This window comes from Dactylosporangium sp. NPDC000244, from assembly GCF_040300725.1.
GTDB lineage: Bacteria > Actinomycetota > Actinomycetes > Mycobacteriales > Micromonosporaceae > Dactylosporangium.
Window position 1 is genome coordinate 1 of sequence record NZ_JBEPEH010000038.1, and the last position, 15,469, is coordinate 15,469.

General features: G+C 70.5%; 20 protein-coding genes and 1 pseudogene. 11 read left to right on the forward strand and 10 right to left on the reverse strand.

Translation table 11 applies throughout. The annotated features are described in order from the left end of the window. The coding region (locus tag ABT369_RS42365) for a cellulose binding domain-containing protein (protein ID WP_350621685.1) at positions 1-156 on the forward strand (156 nt) is incomplete at its 5' end. 289 nt (positions 157-445) lie between these two features. Here ABT369_RS42365 and ABT369_RS42370 read toward each other — a convergent pair. Next, positions 446-649 (reverse strand): cold-shock protein, encoded by a 204-nt coding sequence (locus ABT369_RS42370; protein WP_350621406.1) that lies wholly within the window; start codon positions 647-649, stop codon positions 446-448. Positions 650-1,004: 355 nt separating this feature from the next. On the opposite strand from ABT369_RS42370, the gene ABT369_RS42375 reads away from it, so the two are divergent. Continuing rightward, positions 1,005-1,262 carry a hypothetical protein gene (locus ABT369_RS42375; protein ID WP_350621408.1) on the forward strand — a complete coding sequence of 86 codons (258 nt, stop codon included), beginning with the start codon at positions 1,005-1,007 and terminating at the stop codon, positions 1,260-1,262. 50 nt (positions 1,263-1,312) lie between these two features. Here the strand turns inward: ABT369_RS42375 and ABT369_RS42380 are convergent, their stop codons facing one another. From ABT369_RS42380 to ABT369_RS42390, 3 genes are all read right to left on the reverse strand, one after another. After that, positions 1,313-1,684 carry a DUF5994 family protein gene (locus tag ABT369_RS42380; RefSeq protein WP_350621410.1) on the reverse strand — a complete coding sequence of 124 codons (372 nt, stop codon included), beginning with the start codon at positions 1,682-1,684 and terminating at the stop codon, positions 1,313-1,315. 142 nt (positions 1,685-1,826) lie between these two features. After that, a complete protein-coding gene (locus ABT369_RS42385) occupies positions 1,827-2,957 on the reverse strand; it encodes a glycosyltransferase (protein WP_350621412.1) in 1,131 nt (376 codons plus the stop codon). A 228-nt stretch (positions 2,958-3,185) separates the two neighbouring features. Then, complete coding sequence (locus tag ABT369_RS42390; RefSeq protein ID WP_350621414.1) at positions 3,186-3,437, reverse strand: hypothetical protein; 252 nt, start codon at positions 3,435-3,437, stop codon at positions 3,186-3,188. 472 nt (positions 3,438-3,909) lie between these two features. Here ABT369_RS42390 and ABT369_RS42395 point away from each other — a divergent pair, with 472 nt between their 5' ends. The 4 genes from ABT369_RS42395 (at position 3,910) to ABT369_RS42410 (ending at position 6,743) form a co-directional block, all read left to right on the forward strand. Then, complete coding sequence (locus ABT369_RS42395; protein ID WP_350621416.1) at positions 3,910-4,935, forward strand: glycosyltransferase; 1,026 nt, start codon at positions 3,910-3,912, stop codon at positions 4,933-4,935. A gap of 37 nt (positions 4,936-4,972) precedes the next feature. Beyond that, on the forward strand, positions 4,973-5,101 hold the full coding sequence (locus tag ABT369_RS42400) for a hypothetical protein (RefSeq protein WP_350621418.1): 129 nt from the start codon (positions 4,973-4,975) through the stop codon (positions 5,099-5,101). Positions 5,102-5,429: 328 nt separating this feature from the next. Beyond that, complete coding sequence (locus ABT369_RS42405; RefSeq protein WP_350621420.1) at positions 5,430-6,326, forward strand: nitroreductase family protein; 897 nt, start codon at positions 5,430-5,432, stop codon at positions 6,324-6,326. A gap of 192 nt (positions 6,327-6,518) precedes the next feature. After that, complete coding sequence (locus ABT369_RS42410; RefSeq protein WP_350621422.1) at positions 6,519-6,743, forward strand: hypothetical protein; 225 nt, start codon at positions 6,519-6,521, stop codon at positions 6,741-6,743. 73 nt (positions 6,744-6,816) lie between these two features. Here the strand turns inward: ABT369_RS42410 and ABT369_RS42415 are convergent, their stop codons facing one another. Together ABT369_RS42415 and ABT369_RS42420 are read right to left on the reverse strand one after the other, a co-directional pair. After that, a complete protein-coding gene (locus ABT369_RS42415) occupies positions 6,817-7,398 on the reverse strand; it encodes a carboxymuconolactone decarboxylase family protein (RefSeq protein WP_350621424.1) in 582 nt (193 codons plus the stop codon). Then, positions 7,398-7,721, reverse strand: a complete 324-nt coding sequence (locus tag ABT369_RS42420) for a hypothetical protein (protein WP_350621426.1) — start codon at positions 7,719-7,721, stop codon at positions 7,398-7,400. The genes ABT369_RS42415 and ABT369_RS42420 overlap by 1 nt, the downstream gene beginning before the upstream one ends. A gap of 237 nt (positions 7,722-7,958) precedes the next feature. Between ABT369_RS42420 and ABT369_RS42425 the strand changes: the two genes are divergently transcribed. From ABT369_RS42425 to ABT369_RS42445, 5 genes and pseudogenes are all read left to right on the forward strand, one after another. Further along, positions 7,959-8,552, forward strand: coding sequence for a sugar O-acetyltransferase (locus ABT369_RS42425; protein WP_350621428.1), 594 nt, complete (start codon positions 7,959-7,961; stop codon positions 8,550-8,552). Beyond that, the gene (locus ABT369_RS42430) at positions 8,549-9,163 is read left to right on the forward strand and encodes a TetR/AcrR family transcriptional regulator (protein WP_350621430.1); all 615 of its coding nucleotides are present in this window, start codon (positions 8,549-8,551) and stop codon (positions 9,161-9,163) included. The genes ABT369_RS42425 and ABT369_RS42430 overlap by 4 nt, the downstream gene beginning before the upstream one ends. Positions 9,164-9,337: 174 nt before the next feature. After that, positions 9,338-10,444: pseudogene (locus ABT369_RS42435) on the forward strand (SulP family inorganic anion transporter); the annotation flags it as partial. 65 nt (positions 10,445-10,509) lie between these two features. Beyond that, complete coding sequence (locus ABT369_RS42440; RefSeq protein WP_350621432.1) at positions 10,510-10,911, forward strand: MerR family transcriptional regulator; 402 nt, start codon at positions 10,510-10,512, stop codon at positions 10,909-10,911. A 93-nt stretch (positions 10,912-11,004) separates the two neighbouring features. Further along, positions 11,005-11,394: a hypothetical protein gene (locus ABT369_RS42445; protein ID WP_350621434.1), complete on the forward strand. Its 390-nt coding sequence runs from the start codon at positions 11,005-11,007 to the stop codon at positions 11,392-11,394. Positions 11,395-11,471: 77 nt separating this feature from the next. Here ABT369_RS42445 and ABT369_RS42450 read toward each other — a convergent pair whose 3' ends face one another. Genes ABT369_RS42450 through hydA form a run of 4 tightly spaced genes read right to left on the reverse strand, consistent with a single transcriptional unit; the run spans position 11,472 to position 15,460 of the window. Beyond that, entirely contained in the window at positions 11,472-12,302 is an 831-nt protein-coding gene (locus ABT369_RS42450; RefSeq protein WP_350621436.1) for a nitrilase-related carbon-nitrogen hydrolase, read from the reverse strand. Then, positions 12,299-13,015, reverse strand: a complete 717-nt coding sequence (npdG, locus tag ABT369_RS42455) for an NADPH-dependent F420 reductase (RefSeq protein ID WP_350621438.1) — start codon at positions 13,013-13,015, stop codon at positions 12,299-12,301. Before npdG ends, ABT369_RS42450 begins: the two co-directional genes overlap by 4 nt. Beyond that, positions 13,012-14,019, reverse strand: a complete 1,008-nt coding sequence (locus ABT369_RS42460; RefSeq protein WP_350621440.1) for an LLM class flavin-dependent oxidoreductase — start codon at positions 14,017-14,019, stop codon at positions 13,012-13,014. The genes npdG and ABT369_RS42460 overlap by 4 nt, the downstream gene beginning before the upstream one ends. A 22-nt stretch (positions 14,020-14,041) precedes the next feature. Continuing rightward, complete coding sequence (gene hydA / locus ABT369_RS42465; RefSeq protein ID WP_350621442.1) at positions 14,042-15,460, reverse strand: dihydropyrimidinase; 1,419 nt, start codon at positions 15,458-15,460, stop codon at positions 14,042-14,044. Positions 15,461-15,469: the final 9 nt, after the last annotated feature.

Here is a 15,469-nt window from a genome sequence, read left to right on the forward strand (position 1 = left end):
CAGCTCTGGAACGGCACGCTCACCACCAGCAGCTCGAACGTCACAGTACGCAACCTGACGTACAACGGCTCGCTCAGCGCTGGCAGCTCGACACAATTCGGCTTCACCGCAACCGGCAACACCTCGACGCCGACACTGACCTGCACCGCCGCCTGACCGATCGGGCTGGGGCGCGGGCCGGAAACGGTCCGCGCCCCAGCCGCCCATCTGACGGAAGCCGCACCGTTCCAGGAGCGTCACGGAGGCGGTGTTGCCGATGAACGGATCGGCGTAGAGCGGCCGGAGCACCTCGAGGTCGGCCTCGACCAGGTCGCGCAACAGCACTTCGCCCATGGCGGACAGCGTGCCAATGCCCACCTGAGCGGTAGAGCGACGAACCCGGTCGGCAATCCAGCGCGTGGTCGCCGGGGCGTGCCGCGACAAGGGTCACGCGCCGACGAAGGGTTCAGAGAATGCGGATGTTCGCGGCCTGCGGGCCCTTGGCGCCTTGGGCAATGTCGAACTCGACGCGCTGGTTCTCGTCGAGGTTACGGAAGCCGCTCGACTCGATCGCCGAGTAGTGGGCGAACAGGTCGGAGCCGCCGCCGTCGGGCGCGATGAATCCGAAACCCTTTTCGGCGTTGAACCACTTCACTGTACCGGTAGTCATGTCTCTCCTTGGAAGTCGAATCCGGAACCACATGAATGGCCCGGTGTCGCGTTGTGACAGCCCAATCCGGAGACGACACCAAAAAAAGCACCGGGGATCAGATGCCCACCAGGTGCTGGCAAAGTATTTGGTACGCACAACTGCAACACCAGGACCGTAGCACATTTCGGCGGCGCCCGCCGTGCCAACATTCCGCACGAATGATGACGACCGCTGCCGTATCAGAGCGCCGGTGCCGACACGATTTCGCTTCGCGTGTCGTTCCGGCGGTGGAACCGGTGAGCCACGTGCGAGGGCCGGCATGAGGGTTCGAGCACATGGCGTGATCGGGAGTAGCATTTGCGGAGGACGGCACATGATGTACCGCCCGGCACCGGGAGTTTCTGAACTGAGGCGGTATCGCGTGCGGTATCTCAGTGATGTCAATCTGCGCGCAGTGCTCAGCGTGCTGATCGACCGCGCCGGCGGCAAGATCGAGATCAGCAACGGCGAGCTCTACGATGCGATGCTGCCCGACAACGGTCAGGCCGAACGCTTCGAGATCGAGGAACTGTCCGACGGTCTGCGGTTGACGACCGTCCCGCGTCCGGGCCTGGACGGCGCACGGCGCTGAACGAAGCACACACCGGGTCCGCGTCATGCAGGCGTCGTGGGCGCGCGGGCTCAGCGGGTCAACGGATCCACGATCGCGCCGAGCCCACCGCCGTCGGCCGGCACCATCAGTTGCAGGTCGATCCGAAGGCCTCGAGCGGTCGCGCCGATCACGACGGACCGGTCGAGCATCGGTATCCAGGCGATCCGGACGCTTCGGTCGGCCACGTCGATCCGGCGGGGATGGCCGCGCCAGCCTTGGGGATTGAGCATCAGCAGCCTGACCGGCGCCTGCCGGGCATCCAGCGCGCCGATGAGCGCAGCGAGTTCGCCGGCGCTTTCCCGGCTGCGCGGCCACCATGCACCGTCGAGCGCGGCCGCAGGGGTCGGGAACGTGGTGCGCAACTCCAGCCGCGCGCCGGGGTCGTGCATGTCATCGGTCATGCGAACCTTCTCTCCGGAGCAGGCGCACCCTTCGGACGGCAAGACGGCGCGCTCGAGGAGACGCCCCCGCGGCGATCATGGCGCCCGCGATGCGGGTGTGGCGCACGTCGACGGCGGCCCGAGCGGACCGGGCGCCGCCTGGTCACAGCGGAACCGGCGTCCGGCTCAGGAGTGTCGCCGCGAGCTTGCGGTAGCGCGCGGCGACGGCGCTCCATTGCGTACCCTGCGCGATCTGCCGGGCCTTGTCGTACATGTCGGCGACCAGGTCGGGCTCGGTGAGCACGCGCTTGATTGCGGCGCCGATCGCCGAAGGGTCCCGGTGTGGCACGAGGAGACCGGCGCCGTCGCCGAGCAGCTCCTGCGCATGGGGAAAGGCGGTGGCGATGACGGGCTTGTGCGCCGCCAGCGCCTCGACGAGGACGCCGGAGGTGGCCTGGTCAGGGGAGTCGTACGGCAGCAGCACCACATCTGCGCGCCCGATCAGCCGGTCGAGGCGGACCTGATCGAGGTAGGCGCGTTCGAACGTGACCAGGCCGCCGAGGCCCAGTGCCCGGATCCGGGCGTACAGCATGAGCCGGTACGCCTCGCCCTGCTCGATGAGCACCTTGGGGTGGGTCTGTCCGGCGATGACATACCGGGGGCGCGGCAGCAGGTGCCGCACCAGCCGCAGACCGCCGATCGCCCACTCGATTCCCTTGCCCGGACCGAGCAGCCCCCACGTCAGGATCGTGGGTTCGCCCTTGGTGCTGAGCAGCCGCAGTGGCGGTCGCTCGGGCGCACCGTGCGGAATGACCGTGATCTTGTCCGGGTCCACGTCGTACTGCAGGACCAGCCGCGCGCGGGCCGCCTCGGTCATGGTCACGGCGGCGCCGGCCAGCGCGACGACCTGCTCCAGCACCTCCCGCTGGTGCACGGTGGGCCGAGCCAGCACGGTGTGCAGGACCACGATCACCGGGGTGCGGAGCCGGCGCAGCAGCGGCAGCAGGTTCTCTCCGTCGGCCCCGCCGAAGATCCCGTACTCGTGCTGGACGATCACGACGTCGTGGCGATCCAGCATGGCGGCCGCCGACGTCTCGGCTCCGGAGGCGTTCACCAGCAGATGCCCGACGACCTCGGGGCGGTCCGCATACACCGGGGACTCCACCAGACGCACGACGCCCGCGCGGTCCCCGCCGATCGGCGACGTGAGCGCACCCAGCAGCGATGCCGTGAACGTCGCCAGTCCGCACTGGGTCGGCGGGTAGGTGCTGAGAAATCCGAAGGAAATGGTCATGCGACACGGCCGTCCGGCCGCAGATCGGTGTTGATGGAGCGGTGGCTGGGCATTCCTGGCATGACCCACCTTTCATGGCGGGTGCGGCGCCGACCGGCGAGCGCAGATGGCTTACCCGGCGCTGGTCATTCGGTGCGAACACCATCGAGACGACGATCCGCCGCCGCCAACCCGGAGTATCGATCGAGGCGGGTCAACGCTACTCACCGTAGCACGTGGCCGAGCGGGTCAGAACGAGCCAGTTCGCGTATCGCTGTACGGCGCGAGCCGCGCTCCGACCACGTGCCGGAAGTTCAGCAGCAGCGTCGAGGTCTGCTCGTCACCGAACCGCGACACCGTCAGCGGCTGCACGGACTCCTCGGTCATCCACGCTGTGAGCTGCTCCAGCGAGAGATCGGTCCCGTGCACACGCAGCACGAGTTCCTTGTCCCGGCCAACGGTGAGCAGATACAACAAGCACGTTGGAGGCTCGACGATCATGGCCCGTGTCCCTTCGGCGGATCGCGGCACCGGTCCACCGTCTACAATGGACGATCCATCACAGCACCGGCACAGCCGTCCGGTGGGCGGCACACCTTCACGGTACATCGGCGGACCGGAGCCAGCCGACCGAGCGGAGCCACCGGGATCTTCGACGTTCGGCGTCAGGCGTCCGGACACTGCCACGACCGGGCAGGTGGCGCGCGTCGCAACGGCGTGTACGGTGGGAACCGTTGATCTGTCGTCTCGACAGACGCCGGAGCGATGGCCGCCACGATCGCCGTCGCATGGTGCTCGCACCGAATGACCAGCGCCGGGGAAGCCATCTGCGCTCGCCGGTCGGCGCCGCACCCGCCATTGGAAGGTGGGTCATGTCTAATTTCGCCGCTGGTTCCGGTCCTCCGCGATGACCGTTCCGGACGGCTCCGCGCTCGCCGCAGCGGTGCGGTCCGCGGGGACTCGTCGCCCAAGGGTGTCGTTCGCACACCTGCACCGGCTCAGTGACGACGCGGGCCTGTTCGAACATGCCGAGTACAGCACGCCGCGGACGTCTCACGGGTACTGCGTCGACGACGTCGCCCGCGGTCTGCTGGTCATCTGCCGCGAGCCGGACCCGCCGCCGGACCTGCTCCACCTCGCCGAGCGGTACCTGGCGTTCCTCATGGAGGCCCAGGCTTCCGACGGCGCGTTCCGCAACCGGCTCGGGCCGGACCGGCGGTGGCAGGACGAGCCGGCGGTCGGTGACTGGTGGGGCCGGGCACTGTGGGGCCTCGGCACCGCGGCGGCCCGCAGCACACTGCCGTCGATGCGCGAGACCGCCTTGTCGTGCTTCGAAACCGGCGCACACCGGCGCACCCGCTGGCCGCGGGCGATGGCGTTCGCGGCGCTCGGTGCCGCCGAGATCCTCGACTCGCGGCCGAATCACTCCGCCGCCCGTTGGCTGCTACACGACGCGGTGGTCACGATCGGCGCGGTACCGCCAGACCCGGCGTGGCCATGGCCGGAGCCCCGCCTCACCTACGCCAACGCGGCCCTGGCGGAGACCCTGATCGCGGCCGGCGGCGAGGCGTCGGCCGACGGACTGCGCATGCTGGGCTGGCTGCTGGAGCGGGAGACCCACGACGGCCACCTGTCCTGCACCCCGGTCGGCGGCGCCGGCCCGCACGACGGCCCCCCGGCCTTCGACCAGCAGCCGATCGAGGCCGCCGCGATGGCCGACGCGTGCGCCCGCGCGATGACCGTCAGCGCCGACCCACGATGGGAGCGGGGCCTGGCCTCGGCGATCGACTGGTTCGCCGGCGCCAATGACAACGGCCTGCCGCTGCACGACCCGGCGACCGGCGGCGGCTGCGACGGCCTGACCGTCTCCGGGCGCAACGAGAACCAGGGCGCCGAGTCGACGCTCGCGCTGCTGTCGGCGTTGCAGCACGCGCAGCGGTTGGACTCCGCCGCCGATCCCGTCCTCCCCGGCCTCGATCCGGACTCAGCCGCCGGCTGAGCTCGTGCCCAGCCTTCGACAATTGCGAGAGGTCACCATGGCGCGTAGATCCGTACACAAGGAAGACCGCAAGAAAGAGGCCAGGACGCTCAAGGAGAAGCGGGCCGCGAAGAAGGCCAAGCACGCCTCCAACACCACCTCGTTGATCCCGCCCACCGGCCGCTGACGACGTTGCCGGCCGGCCGAGGGTCGGCCGGCAACAGCCGCGGCCGGCCCGTGCTGCCGGTTCGCCCCCTCGCGGCGGATGCGGACGCGCTCCGGCGTTCCGAACGCCGCGGGAGCCAAGGCGACGGTCGTCACAGGGTCTGCGCGCGCACAGGCGTAGGCTGAGCCCGCGGCCCGTGGTCATGCGGCCGCATGTGGCCGGGGCGACTACTCCTTCTCGCCTTCACCCGCCGTTTCTGCGGCGCTGGTCCGGAGGTCTCTGCCCAATGCAGGTCATGCAGTTCAAACCCAGGCCCGATCGTCGGCACGACTCGACAGGTCCGGCGAATGTGAAGTCGGGTGCGGCGGCACCGGCCGGTGCGACGATCCACCCGATCGGCGTCCAGGCCGTGGTCCATGCGCTCCTGGCCGCGGCCAACGCGGCCGGGTTCGCGCCTTCGATCCTCGACAGCCAGCCGTGGCGGTGGCGGCTGACCGGTAACACGCTTGCCCTGCACCTCGACCGCACCCGCGTCGACCATGACGTCGACGTCGACGGCCGTTTGGCGATCATCAGTTGCGGGGCAGCCCTGCATCATGCCCGGATCGCGCTGGCGGCGGCGGGCTGGCGGCTCACGACGAACCGCCGGCCTGACCCCGCCGACCCGGACAGGCTCGCGTCGCTGCGGCTCGAGGAGCGCTCGCCGGCCGAGCCGGAGGATGCGCCGCTCATGAGCAGCATCCCCCTGCGCCGCACCGACCGGACGCCGGTTACCGGCGCGCCGATCGCTGCCGCGCAGCTCAAGGCCGTCACCTCCGCGGTGCGGGCCGAGGAGACGTCGCTCCACGTGCTCTACCCGGACGAGGTGCTCGAGCTTGCCCGGGTCGCCTCCGGCGGCCGCCCAGCACCGGCCGGGCCGGCGGACCGCTCAACCGGCGCGGGGCCGGTGGGCCTCACCGATGGCCGCGGCGCGACGTTCGCGCTGCTGTACGGCCACACCGACGAGCCGGAGGACTGGCTGCGCGCGGGCGAGGCCCTGTCCGCCGGTTGGCTGACCGCGACCGCCGCCGGCGTCTCCGTCCTACCCCTCAGCGCGGCCGTCGAGGTGGTCTCCACGCGGCAGGCGGTCCAGGTGATGATCGGCTGCGTCGGCTACCCGTACCTGCTGCTGCGCCTCGGCCGCGCCACCGCGCCGCCGTCCGGCCCGCGCCGCGCACCGGCCGCCCAAATCATCGATCGATGCTGACGTCCCCGGCTCGCGGCGCCGCCGGTGCCATGGCCAGCACCGGATCGGCTGGCCGGTCCAAGTCCCGCGCACCGTGCGGTCGAACGCGACGAGACGGCGGTCGCGAGCCGGCGGCAGGAGCGCGAGGCTTCGGTTGAGGCGCAGACGTTTACCGATTGCGTCGGCGAGATCGAGGATCTACGCTGCCCGACCATGATCTTCCGTGTCCTGCTGGCATACCTCTGCGCTGCCACCGCCGGTCTCGCCGCTTCGACCGCCGTCGGCGATCCCGCCTGGGCCGAGACTGCGACGGACACCGCCACAGGCAGCGCCCAGGACATCGCCTACGCGCTCGGCTATGCAACGCCAGGGTTCTGCTGTATCGCAGTCATCGCCGTCGTCGTCTTCCTTCTGGTGCGCCGGTACAACCGGCGCTGACGAACGCGCGCTCCAGCTCACCGCCAACCGGGCCGAACAGCGGCTCCTGCACCGCCGGCTCGGCTGACCGGCCCTACTTGTAGCCGCGCCTCAGCAGGTACTTCGCGCCGGCCTCGAACCCCTCCGGCGCGAGCACCTCGAACCCGAACGCGTCCGCGAGCCGGGCGGTGGTGTCGAACGCGGCGCACACCGCGAGGGCGTCCTCGACCTGCTCGCGGCTGGCGCCGGCGGCGAGCACGGCCCGCATGTCCGCGGCGTCGACCACGCCCTCCACGAGCAGCTTGCCGAGCATCCGCAGCGTCGCCCGCAGCGGCTCGGCGATCGGCGCCGACTCGAGGTCCGCCAGGGCCGCGGCGACCATCGGCCCGTTCTGGTACGCCTGCCGGGCGGTCGCGGTGTGCGCGGCGATGCAGAACGCCGACCCGTTGAGGTTCGCCACGTACGCCGCCGTCAGCTCCCGGTCGGCCACCGACCACGTCGACGGCCCGCGCATCGCCGCGTGGGTGAACGCCTTCGCGTGATTGCCGTAGAAATCGGGGCGGTAGAACACGATCCGGGCCGCGTCCGGCACCGGATGCCCGGAGAACAGCCTGATCATCGCGAACAACAGCTTCGTGCCGGGCCCGTACCCGCTGTTGAGGACGTCGAGACGCATCACACCGCCCCGTCCCCGCACGCCTCAGCCAGCGCCGCCAGCCCGGCCGCGTACAACCGGGACGAGTGACCGACGGCGGCACACACCACCAGCTCGAACAGCTCGTCGTCGGTGACGCCCGCCGCCTTCGCCGCGGCAAAGGCCGCGTCGCTGACCCGCACCGGTCGCGTCACGACCCCGCCGATCAACGCATCCAGCGGCCCGGCGAGACCCTCGCCCGCGAACGCCTGCGCGCGCTGTTCGGCGGACGACCGGCCCGCACCATCACGGACCCGTTCCACCAGCGCGCGGTGCAACTCCCGCTTCGTCGCCTGCTCGGCCACGGCATCTCCCATCGCTGTCCAACTCGGCCGCACCGCTGCCATATCGGACCGGCGCGGGCCTGGTTCGCTCACCATGCAGACGACCGGCGCAACGCCCAACACGACAGACGGCCTCAATTCTTCGCGAACCACACCAGGCCGGCGTCATCGGGCGGGACCGCCAGGTCGACGCCGAGCCGGATGCACTGATTCGGGCCCTCATGCGTACGTACGTACATTCAGTGTACGATCGTACGCATGGCCTTTTCCGACCCCGCCGAGGGCGACCTGCGGTCCATGCGGGAACGCATGCTGGCCGGCGATCTGTACCGGGGTGCCGATCCCGAGCTGGAAGCCGAGATGCGCCAGGCGATGGTGCTGACCAAGGCATTCAACGACAGCGACCCACAGGACCCGGACGCCCGCCGGAAGCTGCTGGAGCAGTTGCTGGGCTCGATCGGCGCCGATGTGGACATCCGCCCACCCCTGCACGTCGACTACGGCAGCCACTTGCACGTCGGCGACCGCACGTTCATCAATTTCGGGTTGATGGCCCTGGATGTGGCACAGATCCGCATCGGGCAGGACGTGCTGATGGGGCCGAACGTGCAGCTGCTGACCCCGACGCACCCGATCGCGCCGGAGCCGCGCCGCGCCAAGTGGGAGGCGGCCCTGCCGATCACGATCGGCGACAACGTGTGGATCGGTGGTATGGCGGTGATCTGCCCGGGTGTGACCATCGGCGACAACTCGGTGATCGGCGCCGGCGCGGTCGTGACCAAGGATGTTCCCGCCGACGTCGTCGCGGTGGGCAATCCGGCGCGCGTGGTCCGTTCCGTCCACGACGAATGACCGCCAGGCAGCAACCCTCCGGCAAGGCTCGCCGCCGGTACGAGCCGGACCGGCGGCAACGGCTGGTCGAGGCCACGCTCGACGTCATCGCCGCCCGTGGTGTTGCCGGCACCACCCACCGGCAGGTGGCGGCCGCCGCCGATGTACCGCTGGGTTCGGTCAGCTACCACTTCGCCGGCCTCGACGACCTCCTCACGTCCGCCTTCACCCACCTGGCCCAGACGATGGCGACGGCATTCGAGGAACGCATGGCGGCGATCGAGCCGGGGACCGACGCCCGCGCCAACGTCGTCGAGTCGATGCTGGCCGACCTGGCCGACAACCAGCGCAGTGCGGTGCTCACCTATGAGCTCTACGCCGCCGCGGCACGGAATCCACGTCTGCGCGACATCACCCAGGCATGGATGGATCGCAGCCGACGCGCGCTGCAGCGGCACTTCGACCCCGGCACCGCCGAGGCCCTGGATGCGCTGATCGAGGGCCTGGTGCTCCACGCGACGCTGTCCACCCGGCCGATCGACGCCCGCAAGATTCAAGATGCGGTCGGCCGGCTCATCCCCGGTACGTCCCCGGCCGATCGGCCGTTCGACCCTTCCGAAAGGCACCCCTGACCCCATCGCCACCCGGCAGCCTCCACCACCGCGATGGGCCTGGTGCTGTTCGGTCTGTCGGCGGGTTCGATGCTCGGGGTGCCGGTTGCACGCGCGATCCCCGGCATGAACGGATGCCGCCGCCTTCGACGGTGGCGCGCCGACGGTGGTCGCGTGCCGGTACGCTGCCGCGGCGTGAGCGTCGTCAACGCCCTCGCGATCCTCATCTTCACCGCGCAGCTGCCGCACCTGATCCGCGTGCCGTGGATGGTGTACCCGCTGGTCGCGGCCGCCCTGGCGATCATCGCGCTGCTGCCGAAGGTGACCCGGGCCGTGCCGGCGCCGCTGGTGGCGATCGTCGCGCTGACCGCGTTCACCGCCGTCGCCGGCGTCACCGTGCCGACGGTCGGCGACGAGGGCGCGCTGCCGCACAGCCTGCCGGTCCTCGCGCTGCCGGACGTGCCCTTCACGTGGGGCACGCTGACGCTCATCGCCCCGTACGCGCTCGCCATGGCCCTCGTCGGGCTGATGGAGTCGCTGATGACCGCGAAGCTCGTCGACGACGTCACCGACACCCGCTCGAACAAGACCCGCGAGTCGTGGGGGCAGGGCGTGGCGAACATCGTCACCGGCTTCTTCGGCGGCATGGGCGGCTGCGCGATGATCGGCCAGACGATGATCAACGTGAAGGCGTCCGGCGCCCGGACCCGGCTGTCGACGTTCCTGGCCGGCACGTTCCTGCTGATCCTGGTCGTCGCGCTCGGCGACGTGGTCGCGGTCATCCCGATGGCGGCCCTCGTCGCCGTGATGATCGTCGTGTCGGTGTCGACGTTCGACTGGCGCAGCATCGCCCCCGCCACCCTCAAGCGCATGCCGTGGGGCGGGCTGATCGTCATGGCGGTCACCGTGGCGGCGACGCTGGCCACGCGCAACCTCGCGATCGGGGTCGTCCTCGGCGTGCTCGCCGCGATGGTGATCTTCGCCCGGCGGGTCGCGCACTTCACCACGGTCACCAGCGTGCTCGACCCGGACGAGGGCACCCGCGTGTACTCCGTGCGAGGCGAGCTGTTCTTCGCCTCCAGCAACGATCTGGTCCACCAGTTCGACTACGCCGGCGACCCGGAGACCGTGATCATCGACCTGTCAGCGGCCCACATCTGGGACGCGTCCTCGGTCGCGGCCTTGGACGCGATCACCACCAAGTACGCCGCGCGCGGCAAGACGGCCGAGATCGTCGGCCTGAACGAGGCGAGCGCCCGCATGCACGACACCCTCGCCGGCAACCTCGTCGCGGCCCACTGACGACGGCCACTGACGACGGGCGGCTGACGACGGGCGGTCGCGGGGCGCCCGGCACACTGGCAAGCATGACGGGACGGCACATGCAGATCGGCGAGGCGGCCGAACGGGTCGGGCTGAGCATCCGCACCATCCGGCACTACGAGGAGGCCGGCCTCGTCATCCCCTCGGCGCGCAGCGAGGGCGGGTTCCGCCTCTACAGCGAGCCCGACCTCGCCCGCCTCGCCGTCGTCAAGCGCATGAAGCCGCTCGGCTTCAGCCTCGAGGAGATGCGCGACCTGCTCGACATCCTCGACTCCCTCGCCGCCGAACCGGCACCGGCCGGCGAGGTCCGCGCCGCGCTGCTGGACCGGCTGCACGGGTTCCACCAGGCCGCCCAGGCCCGCGTGCAGACCCTGCGCGACCAGCTCGCCATGGCGGAGGGCTTCGCCGGCCAGATCCAGGAGCAGGTCGACCGCTTCGCCCCGTGACGCGCCGCCGGGTGGTCACGCACCGACTCATGCCCCAAGCGTGCGGCCGCGATGAGCGCTCGATCGTCCATCCGGCATGATCGGAACGTGACAATGTGGGATCAGCTGACGGTGGAGCAGTACGCGGTGATGCGCAACGCCTACGACGAGGCATACCTCAACAACGTCATGGACGAGTACGGCGCACGCCTGCAGCGGGCGAAGACGGGAGACCCCAGTCGCTCGTCGAATCTCGACGACGACGCCAAGCGACGGCTGATCCCGCACTTCGCGAACGTGGTCGCGGACATGATCGACCGTGACTGGATCGAAATTCGTGAGCCGGTCACCGGGCGGTGGGATGACGCGGAGCCAATGACTCCCAGCCAGCTCCACGACGCGCTGCACGATCCGGCGAGCTGGGTGACGACATTGGACGGAACGCACCGCATGGTGATGCTCATGCGGACCGATGAGTGGGATCGCCTGCTCGAGCGCGGTTAGTCAACGTCGACGTCGGGTGGAGCGGCACGGCGCATGCAATGAGGCACGAACATCGCATGCGCCGCACCGGCTTGGGGTCAGGCCGTCGGGCCCATCTTCGTCAGGCGCGAGTAGAGCTCGGGCCGCCGGTCCCGCAGGAACGGCCGCTTGCGCCGGGTGCGGTCGATCAGGCTCAGGTCCACCTCCGCGACCGCCAGGCCGTCGGCGCCGTCCGCCGCCTCGGCCAGCACGTCGCCGTCCGGGCCGTAGACGGCGCTGAGGCCGAAGTAGTCCTTGACGCCCTCCTTGCCGACCCGGTTCGAGCAGATCACGAACAGGCCGTTGAACACCGCGTGGGCGCGCAGTTCCAGCTGGAACACCTCGCGCATGGGGGCGCTGGCCGAGGCGACCGGCACGCAGAGCACCGAGCCGCCGCGCAGGGCCACGATGCGGCTCAGCTCGGGGAAGTGGCGCTCGTAGCAGATGATGGTGCCCACGCCGGTCTCGCCGGTGTCGACGACCTCGGGCTCCGTGCCGCCGGGCTGGAAGTAGAACTTCTCCGGGAAGCCGTTGGAGAACGGCAGGTGCGACTTGCGGTACACCGACTTCAGCTCGCCGGCCACATAGGTGCAGGCCGAGTTGTAGTACACGCCCGGCACGTCGGCGGCCTCGAAGATCGACGAGACGATCGTCATGCCGTGCTGCCGCGAGCGCTCGGCGGCCATCTGGTTCGAGGGCCCGTCGATGCGCTCGGCCAGCTCGAAGTAGTCGAGGTCCGGCTCCGGCTGGACGAACGGCACGGCGAAGAGCTCCGGCAGCAGCAGGATCCGGGCGCCTTGGCCGGCGGCGTCGTCGATCAGGTCGGCGGCGCGGCCGATCGTCTCCTTGCGGTCGTTGGAGGCCTGCAGTTGCAGTGCGGCGAGTTTCACGCTGGGACCCTCTCGTGGGAGGCCTGGGTCAGGCCGGTGATGGACACCCCGGACCGGGTCTTGTACCGCTTGTTCACCGAGATGAGCACGGCGGTCAGCGGTTCCAGCTGACGGGCCAGCCGCAGCCGGCCCGCGTCGACGCCCCGGCCGCCGGTCACGTCGGCGGCCAGGCCCATGACGAGCTCCTTGGCCTCGCGGTCGTCGCCGCACACCAGGACGTCCTCGTGGCTCAGGTCCGCGTCCGGGTCGAGCAGCAGCGGGGCCGAGAGGTGGTGGAACGCGCCCACCACCGTGGCGCCGGCGGCCAGGGACGCGGCCTCCTCGGCGGCGCTGCCCGCGGGGACGTCGAGGCCGAACGGGCCCTGCTTGTCGAAGCCCAGCGGGTTGACGCAGCTGATGACGATCTTCCCGGCCAGGGCACCGGCCAGCGACGACACCAGCTCGGTGTGCCCGTCGTAGGGCACGGCGAGCAGCACGACGGGGGCGGAGGCGGCCGCGTCGAGGTTGGACGCGCCGGTGATGTGCCCGGCCACGCGGCGCGACTCCACGGAGCCGATCTCGAGCTCGTGCACCAGCTCCACCGCAGCCGACGAAGCACGCGAAGCGTCTCGGGAGCCGAGCACGATGGAGTGTCCGGCGCGCGCCAGGCGGTAGGCCAGGCCGCGGCCCTGGGGACCGGTCCCGCCGATGACGGCGATCGTGGTGAGGCTCATGCCTTGGCCGCCTGCGCGAGCCGGGTGAGGGTCTGCTCCTTGTCGCCCAGCGTCGAGATGATGGGGCTGCGGACGCCGGCCTCGTGGTACGACATCAGCTTCTCGAACGCGTCGTCCGTCGAGCCACAGGCGGTCACGTTCTGGACCAGGCTGTTGGGGACGAGCTGCATCGCGCGCTTGATGTCCTCGGGGGTCGCGGGCCAGCCGGCGATCTCCTGGAGCCGGTCGACCAGCTCGCGCTCGACGCCGCAGTGCTCGGCGATGTGGGGCTGCTGGCACAGGTACAGCGTCAGGAATGCTTTGCAGGCGTCGATGGCCTCCTGCGGGTCGTCGTCGTTGATGCTGCACGAGACGATCTGGGTGAGGTCGATGTCCTGCTTGCCGTCGGTGCGCTTGGCGAGGCCGCGCTCGATCGCCGCGCGGGCGCCGACGAGGTACGACGGCGGCAGCAGGAAGTCCATGTGCACGCCGTCGCTGATCTCACCAGCCAGCTCGAGCATCTTCGGGCCGACGGCGCCGATGTAGATGGGGATGTCGACGGGCTTGTTCTCGCGGTACATGCTGTCGAACCGCACGCCGCGCATCTGCACGAAGTCGCCCTCGAATTCGACGAGCTCGTTGCGGAAGAACGACTGCAGGACGGTGATGTACTCGCGCATCGACGCGATCGGCTTGACGAGGGGCTGGCCGACCTTGGTGGCCAGCGGCTCCCACCAGGCGCCGATGCCGAGGATCGCGCGGCCGGGCGCGACCTCGTCGAGGGTCTTGAAGGTGACCGCCATGAGCGAGGCGTTGCGGCTCTTGTTGTTGACGACGCCGGTGCCGATCTTCACGTGGCGGGTCTTGCTCGCGATGATCGCGGCCGGCACGATGCCGTCGCGGGCGAGGCGCCCCTCGGCGACCCAGACCGACTCGAAGCCGTTCTGGTCGGCGAACTCGGCCTGCCAGTAGGTCTGCTCGAGGCTGAGCCGCTCACCGACGTGGATGCCAAGAGGAATCTTCATAACGCTCCGTTCAGAATCCCGTTCAGAAGAGGTGCGGCGCGCCGCGCTCGGCGAAGGATCCGCGGCCCGCGGCGCCGTCGAAGGAGCCGTCGGGCCCGACCAGGTGGTCGCCGCGGGACAGGACGTGGACCGGCTTGCCGGTGACCCGCATCCCGTCGTAGAGGTTGTAGTCGGTGCGCATGTGGGTGTTCTCGGTGGTGATGACGTGGTCGGCCTTCGGGTCCCACACGACCAGGTCGGCGTCGGCCCCGACGGCGACGATCCCCTTGCGGGGGAACAGGCCGAAGAGCTTGGCCGGCCGGGTCGACACCAGGTCGACGAAGCGGCAGGCGTCGAAGCGCCCGCTCGCCACGCCGCCCTCCCAGAGCACCATGAGCCGGTCCTCGATGCCGGGCACCCCGTTGGGCACCTTGGGGAAGTAGCCGGGGCTGCGCAGCTTCTGCGGGGGCAGGTCGTCGGGCTGGTGCATGCAGAAGCCCGCGTGGTCGGTCGCGACCGTCGCCACCGCGCCGGTGACGAGCGCCTTCCACAGGCCTTCCTGGTTGCTGCGCTCGCGGATCGGCGGCGAGCACAGGTAGGCGGCGGCCTTCTCGCCGAGGCCCTCGTAGTCCTCGTAGGCCACCTGCAGGTACTGCGGGCAGGTCTCCGCCCACACCCGGCGGCCGTCGGCCCGGGCCCGGCTGATCTCGTCGGCCGCGGCGGCGCTGGAGACGTGCACGACGTACAGCGGCGCCCCCACGGACTCGGCGAGGACGATCGCGCGGTGCACGGCCTCGGCCTCGGACTCGTGGCCGTGCGCGGTCGCGTGGAAGTGCTCGGCGGTGTCGCCGCGGTCGATGAGCAGCTGGGTCTCGCGGGCCACCATGTGCCCGTTCTCGGCGTGCACCATCGGCAGCACGCCGAGCTCGCGGGCGAGGTCGAAGCCCTCCAGCAGCTCGCCGTCGTCGACCATCTGGGTGCCCGGGTAGGCCATGAAGAACTTCCAGCTGGCCGCCCCCTCGCCGGCGAGCCGGCGCAGGTCGTCGAGCACGTCGGGCTGCTGGGCGCGGGGCGGGACGATGGCGTGCAGACCGAAGTCGACGACGGAGCGCTCCTGGGCCGCGTCGCGGCGGCGCAGGTACGTGTCGTACAGCGACCGGTCCGGCTCCTTCTTGACGAAGTCCAGGATCGTCGTGGTGCCGCCGTGCGCGGCGGCGACGGTCCCGGTGTAGAAGTCGTCGGCCGTCCTGGTGGTGAACCCGTCGATCGGGTACTCCAGGTGCGTGTGCGCGTCGATCCCGCCCGGGATGACGAGCATGCCGGTCGCGTCGATGACCGTGTCGGCGGTCCAGTCCGAACCGATACCGAGCGCGACGATCCGGCCGTCGCGCACGAGCACGTCGGCGCGGATGGCCGCGTCGGCGTTGACGACCGTACCGCCGCGAATCAGTGTCGATCCCATAGCCATCTC

Coding starts and splice junctions, on each gene's coding strand:
- ABT369_RS42380 (WP_350621410.1), bottom strand. CDS start 1,684: ATGACCGATGACATGCACGACCCCGGCGCGCGGCTGGAGTTGCGCACC.
- ABT369_RS42390 (WP_350621414.1), bottom strand. CDS start 3,437: ATGATCGTCGAGCCTCCAACGTGCTTGTTGTATCTGCTCACCGTTGGC.
- hydA (WP_350621442.1), bottom strand. CDS start 15,460: ATGGGATCGACACTGATTCGCGGCGGTACGGTCGTCAACGCCGACGCG.
- ABT369_RS42385 (WP_350621412.1), bottom strand. CDS start 2,957: ATGACCATTTCCTTCGGATTTCTCAGCACCTACCCGCCGACCCAGTGC.
- npdG (WP_350621438.1), bottom strand. CDS start 13,015: ATGAGCCTCACCACGATCGCCGTCATCGGCGGGACCGGTCCCCAGGGC.
- ABT369_RS42370 (WP_350621406.1), bottom strand. CDS start 649: ATGACTACCGGTACAGTGAAGTGGTTCAACGCCGAAAAGGGTTTCGGA.
- ABT369_RS42440 (WP_350621432.1), top strand. CDS start 10,510: ATGACGGGACGGCACATGCAGATCGGCGAGGCGGCCGAACGGGTCGGG.
- ABT369_RS42430 (WP_350621430.1), top strand. CDS start 8,549: ATGACCGCCAGGCAGCAACCCTCCGGCAAGGCTCGCCGCCGGTACGAG.
- ABT369_RS42400 (WP_350621418.1), top strand. CDS start 4,973: ATGGCGCGTAGATCCGTACACAAGGAAGACCGCAAGAAAGAGGCCAGG.
- ABT369_RS42375 (WP_350621408.1), top strand. CDS start 1,005: ATGATGTACCGCCCGGCACCGGGAGTTTCTGAACTGAGGCGGTATCGC.
- ABT369_RS42415 (WP_350621424.1), bottom strand. CDS start 7,398: ATGCGTCTCGACGTCCTCAACAGCGGGTACGGGCCCGGCACGAAGCTG.
- ABT369_RS42445 (WP_350621434.1), top strand. CDS start 11,005: ATGTGGGATCAGCTGACGGTGGAGCAGTACGCGGTGATGCGCAACGCC.
- ABT369_RS42410 (WP_350621422.1), top strand. CDS start 6,519: ATGATCTTCCGTGTCCTGCTGGCATACCTCTGCGCTGCCACCGCCGGT.
- ABT369_RS42425 (WP_350621428.1), top strand. CDS start 7,959: ATGGCCTTTTCCGACCCCGCCGAGGGCGACCTGCGGTCCATGCGGGAA.
- ABT369_RS42460 (WP_350621440.1), bottom strand. CDS start 14,019: ATGAAGATTCCTCTTGGCATCCACGTCGGTGAGCGGCTCAGCCTCGAG.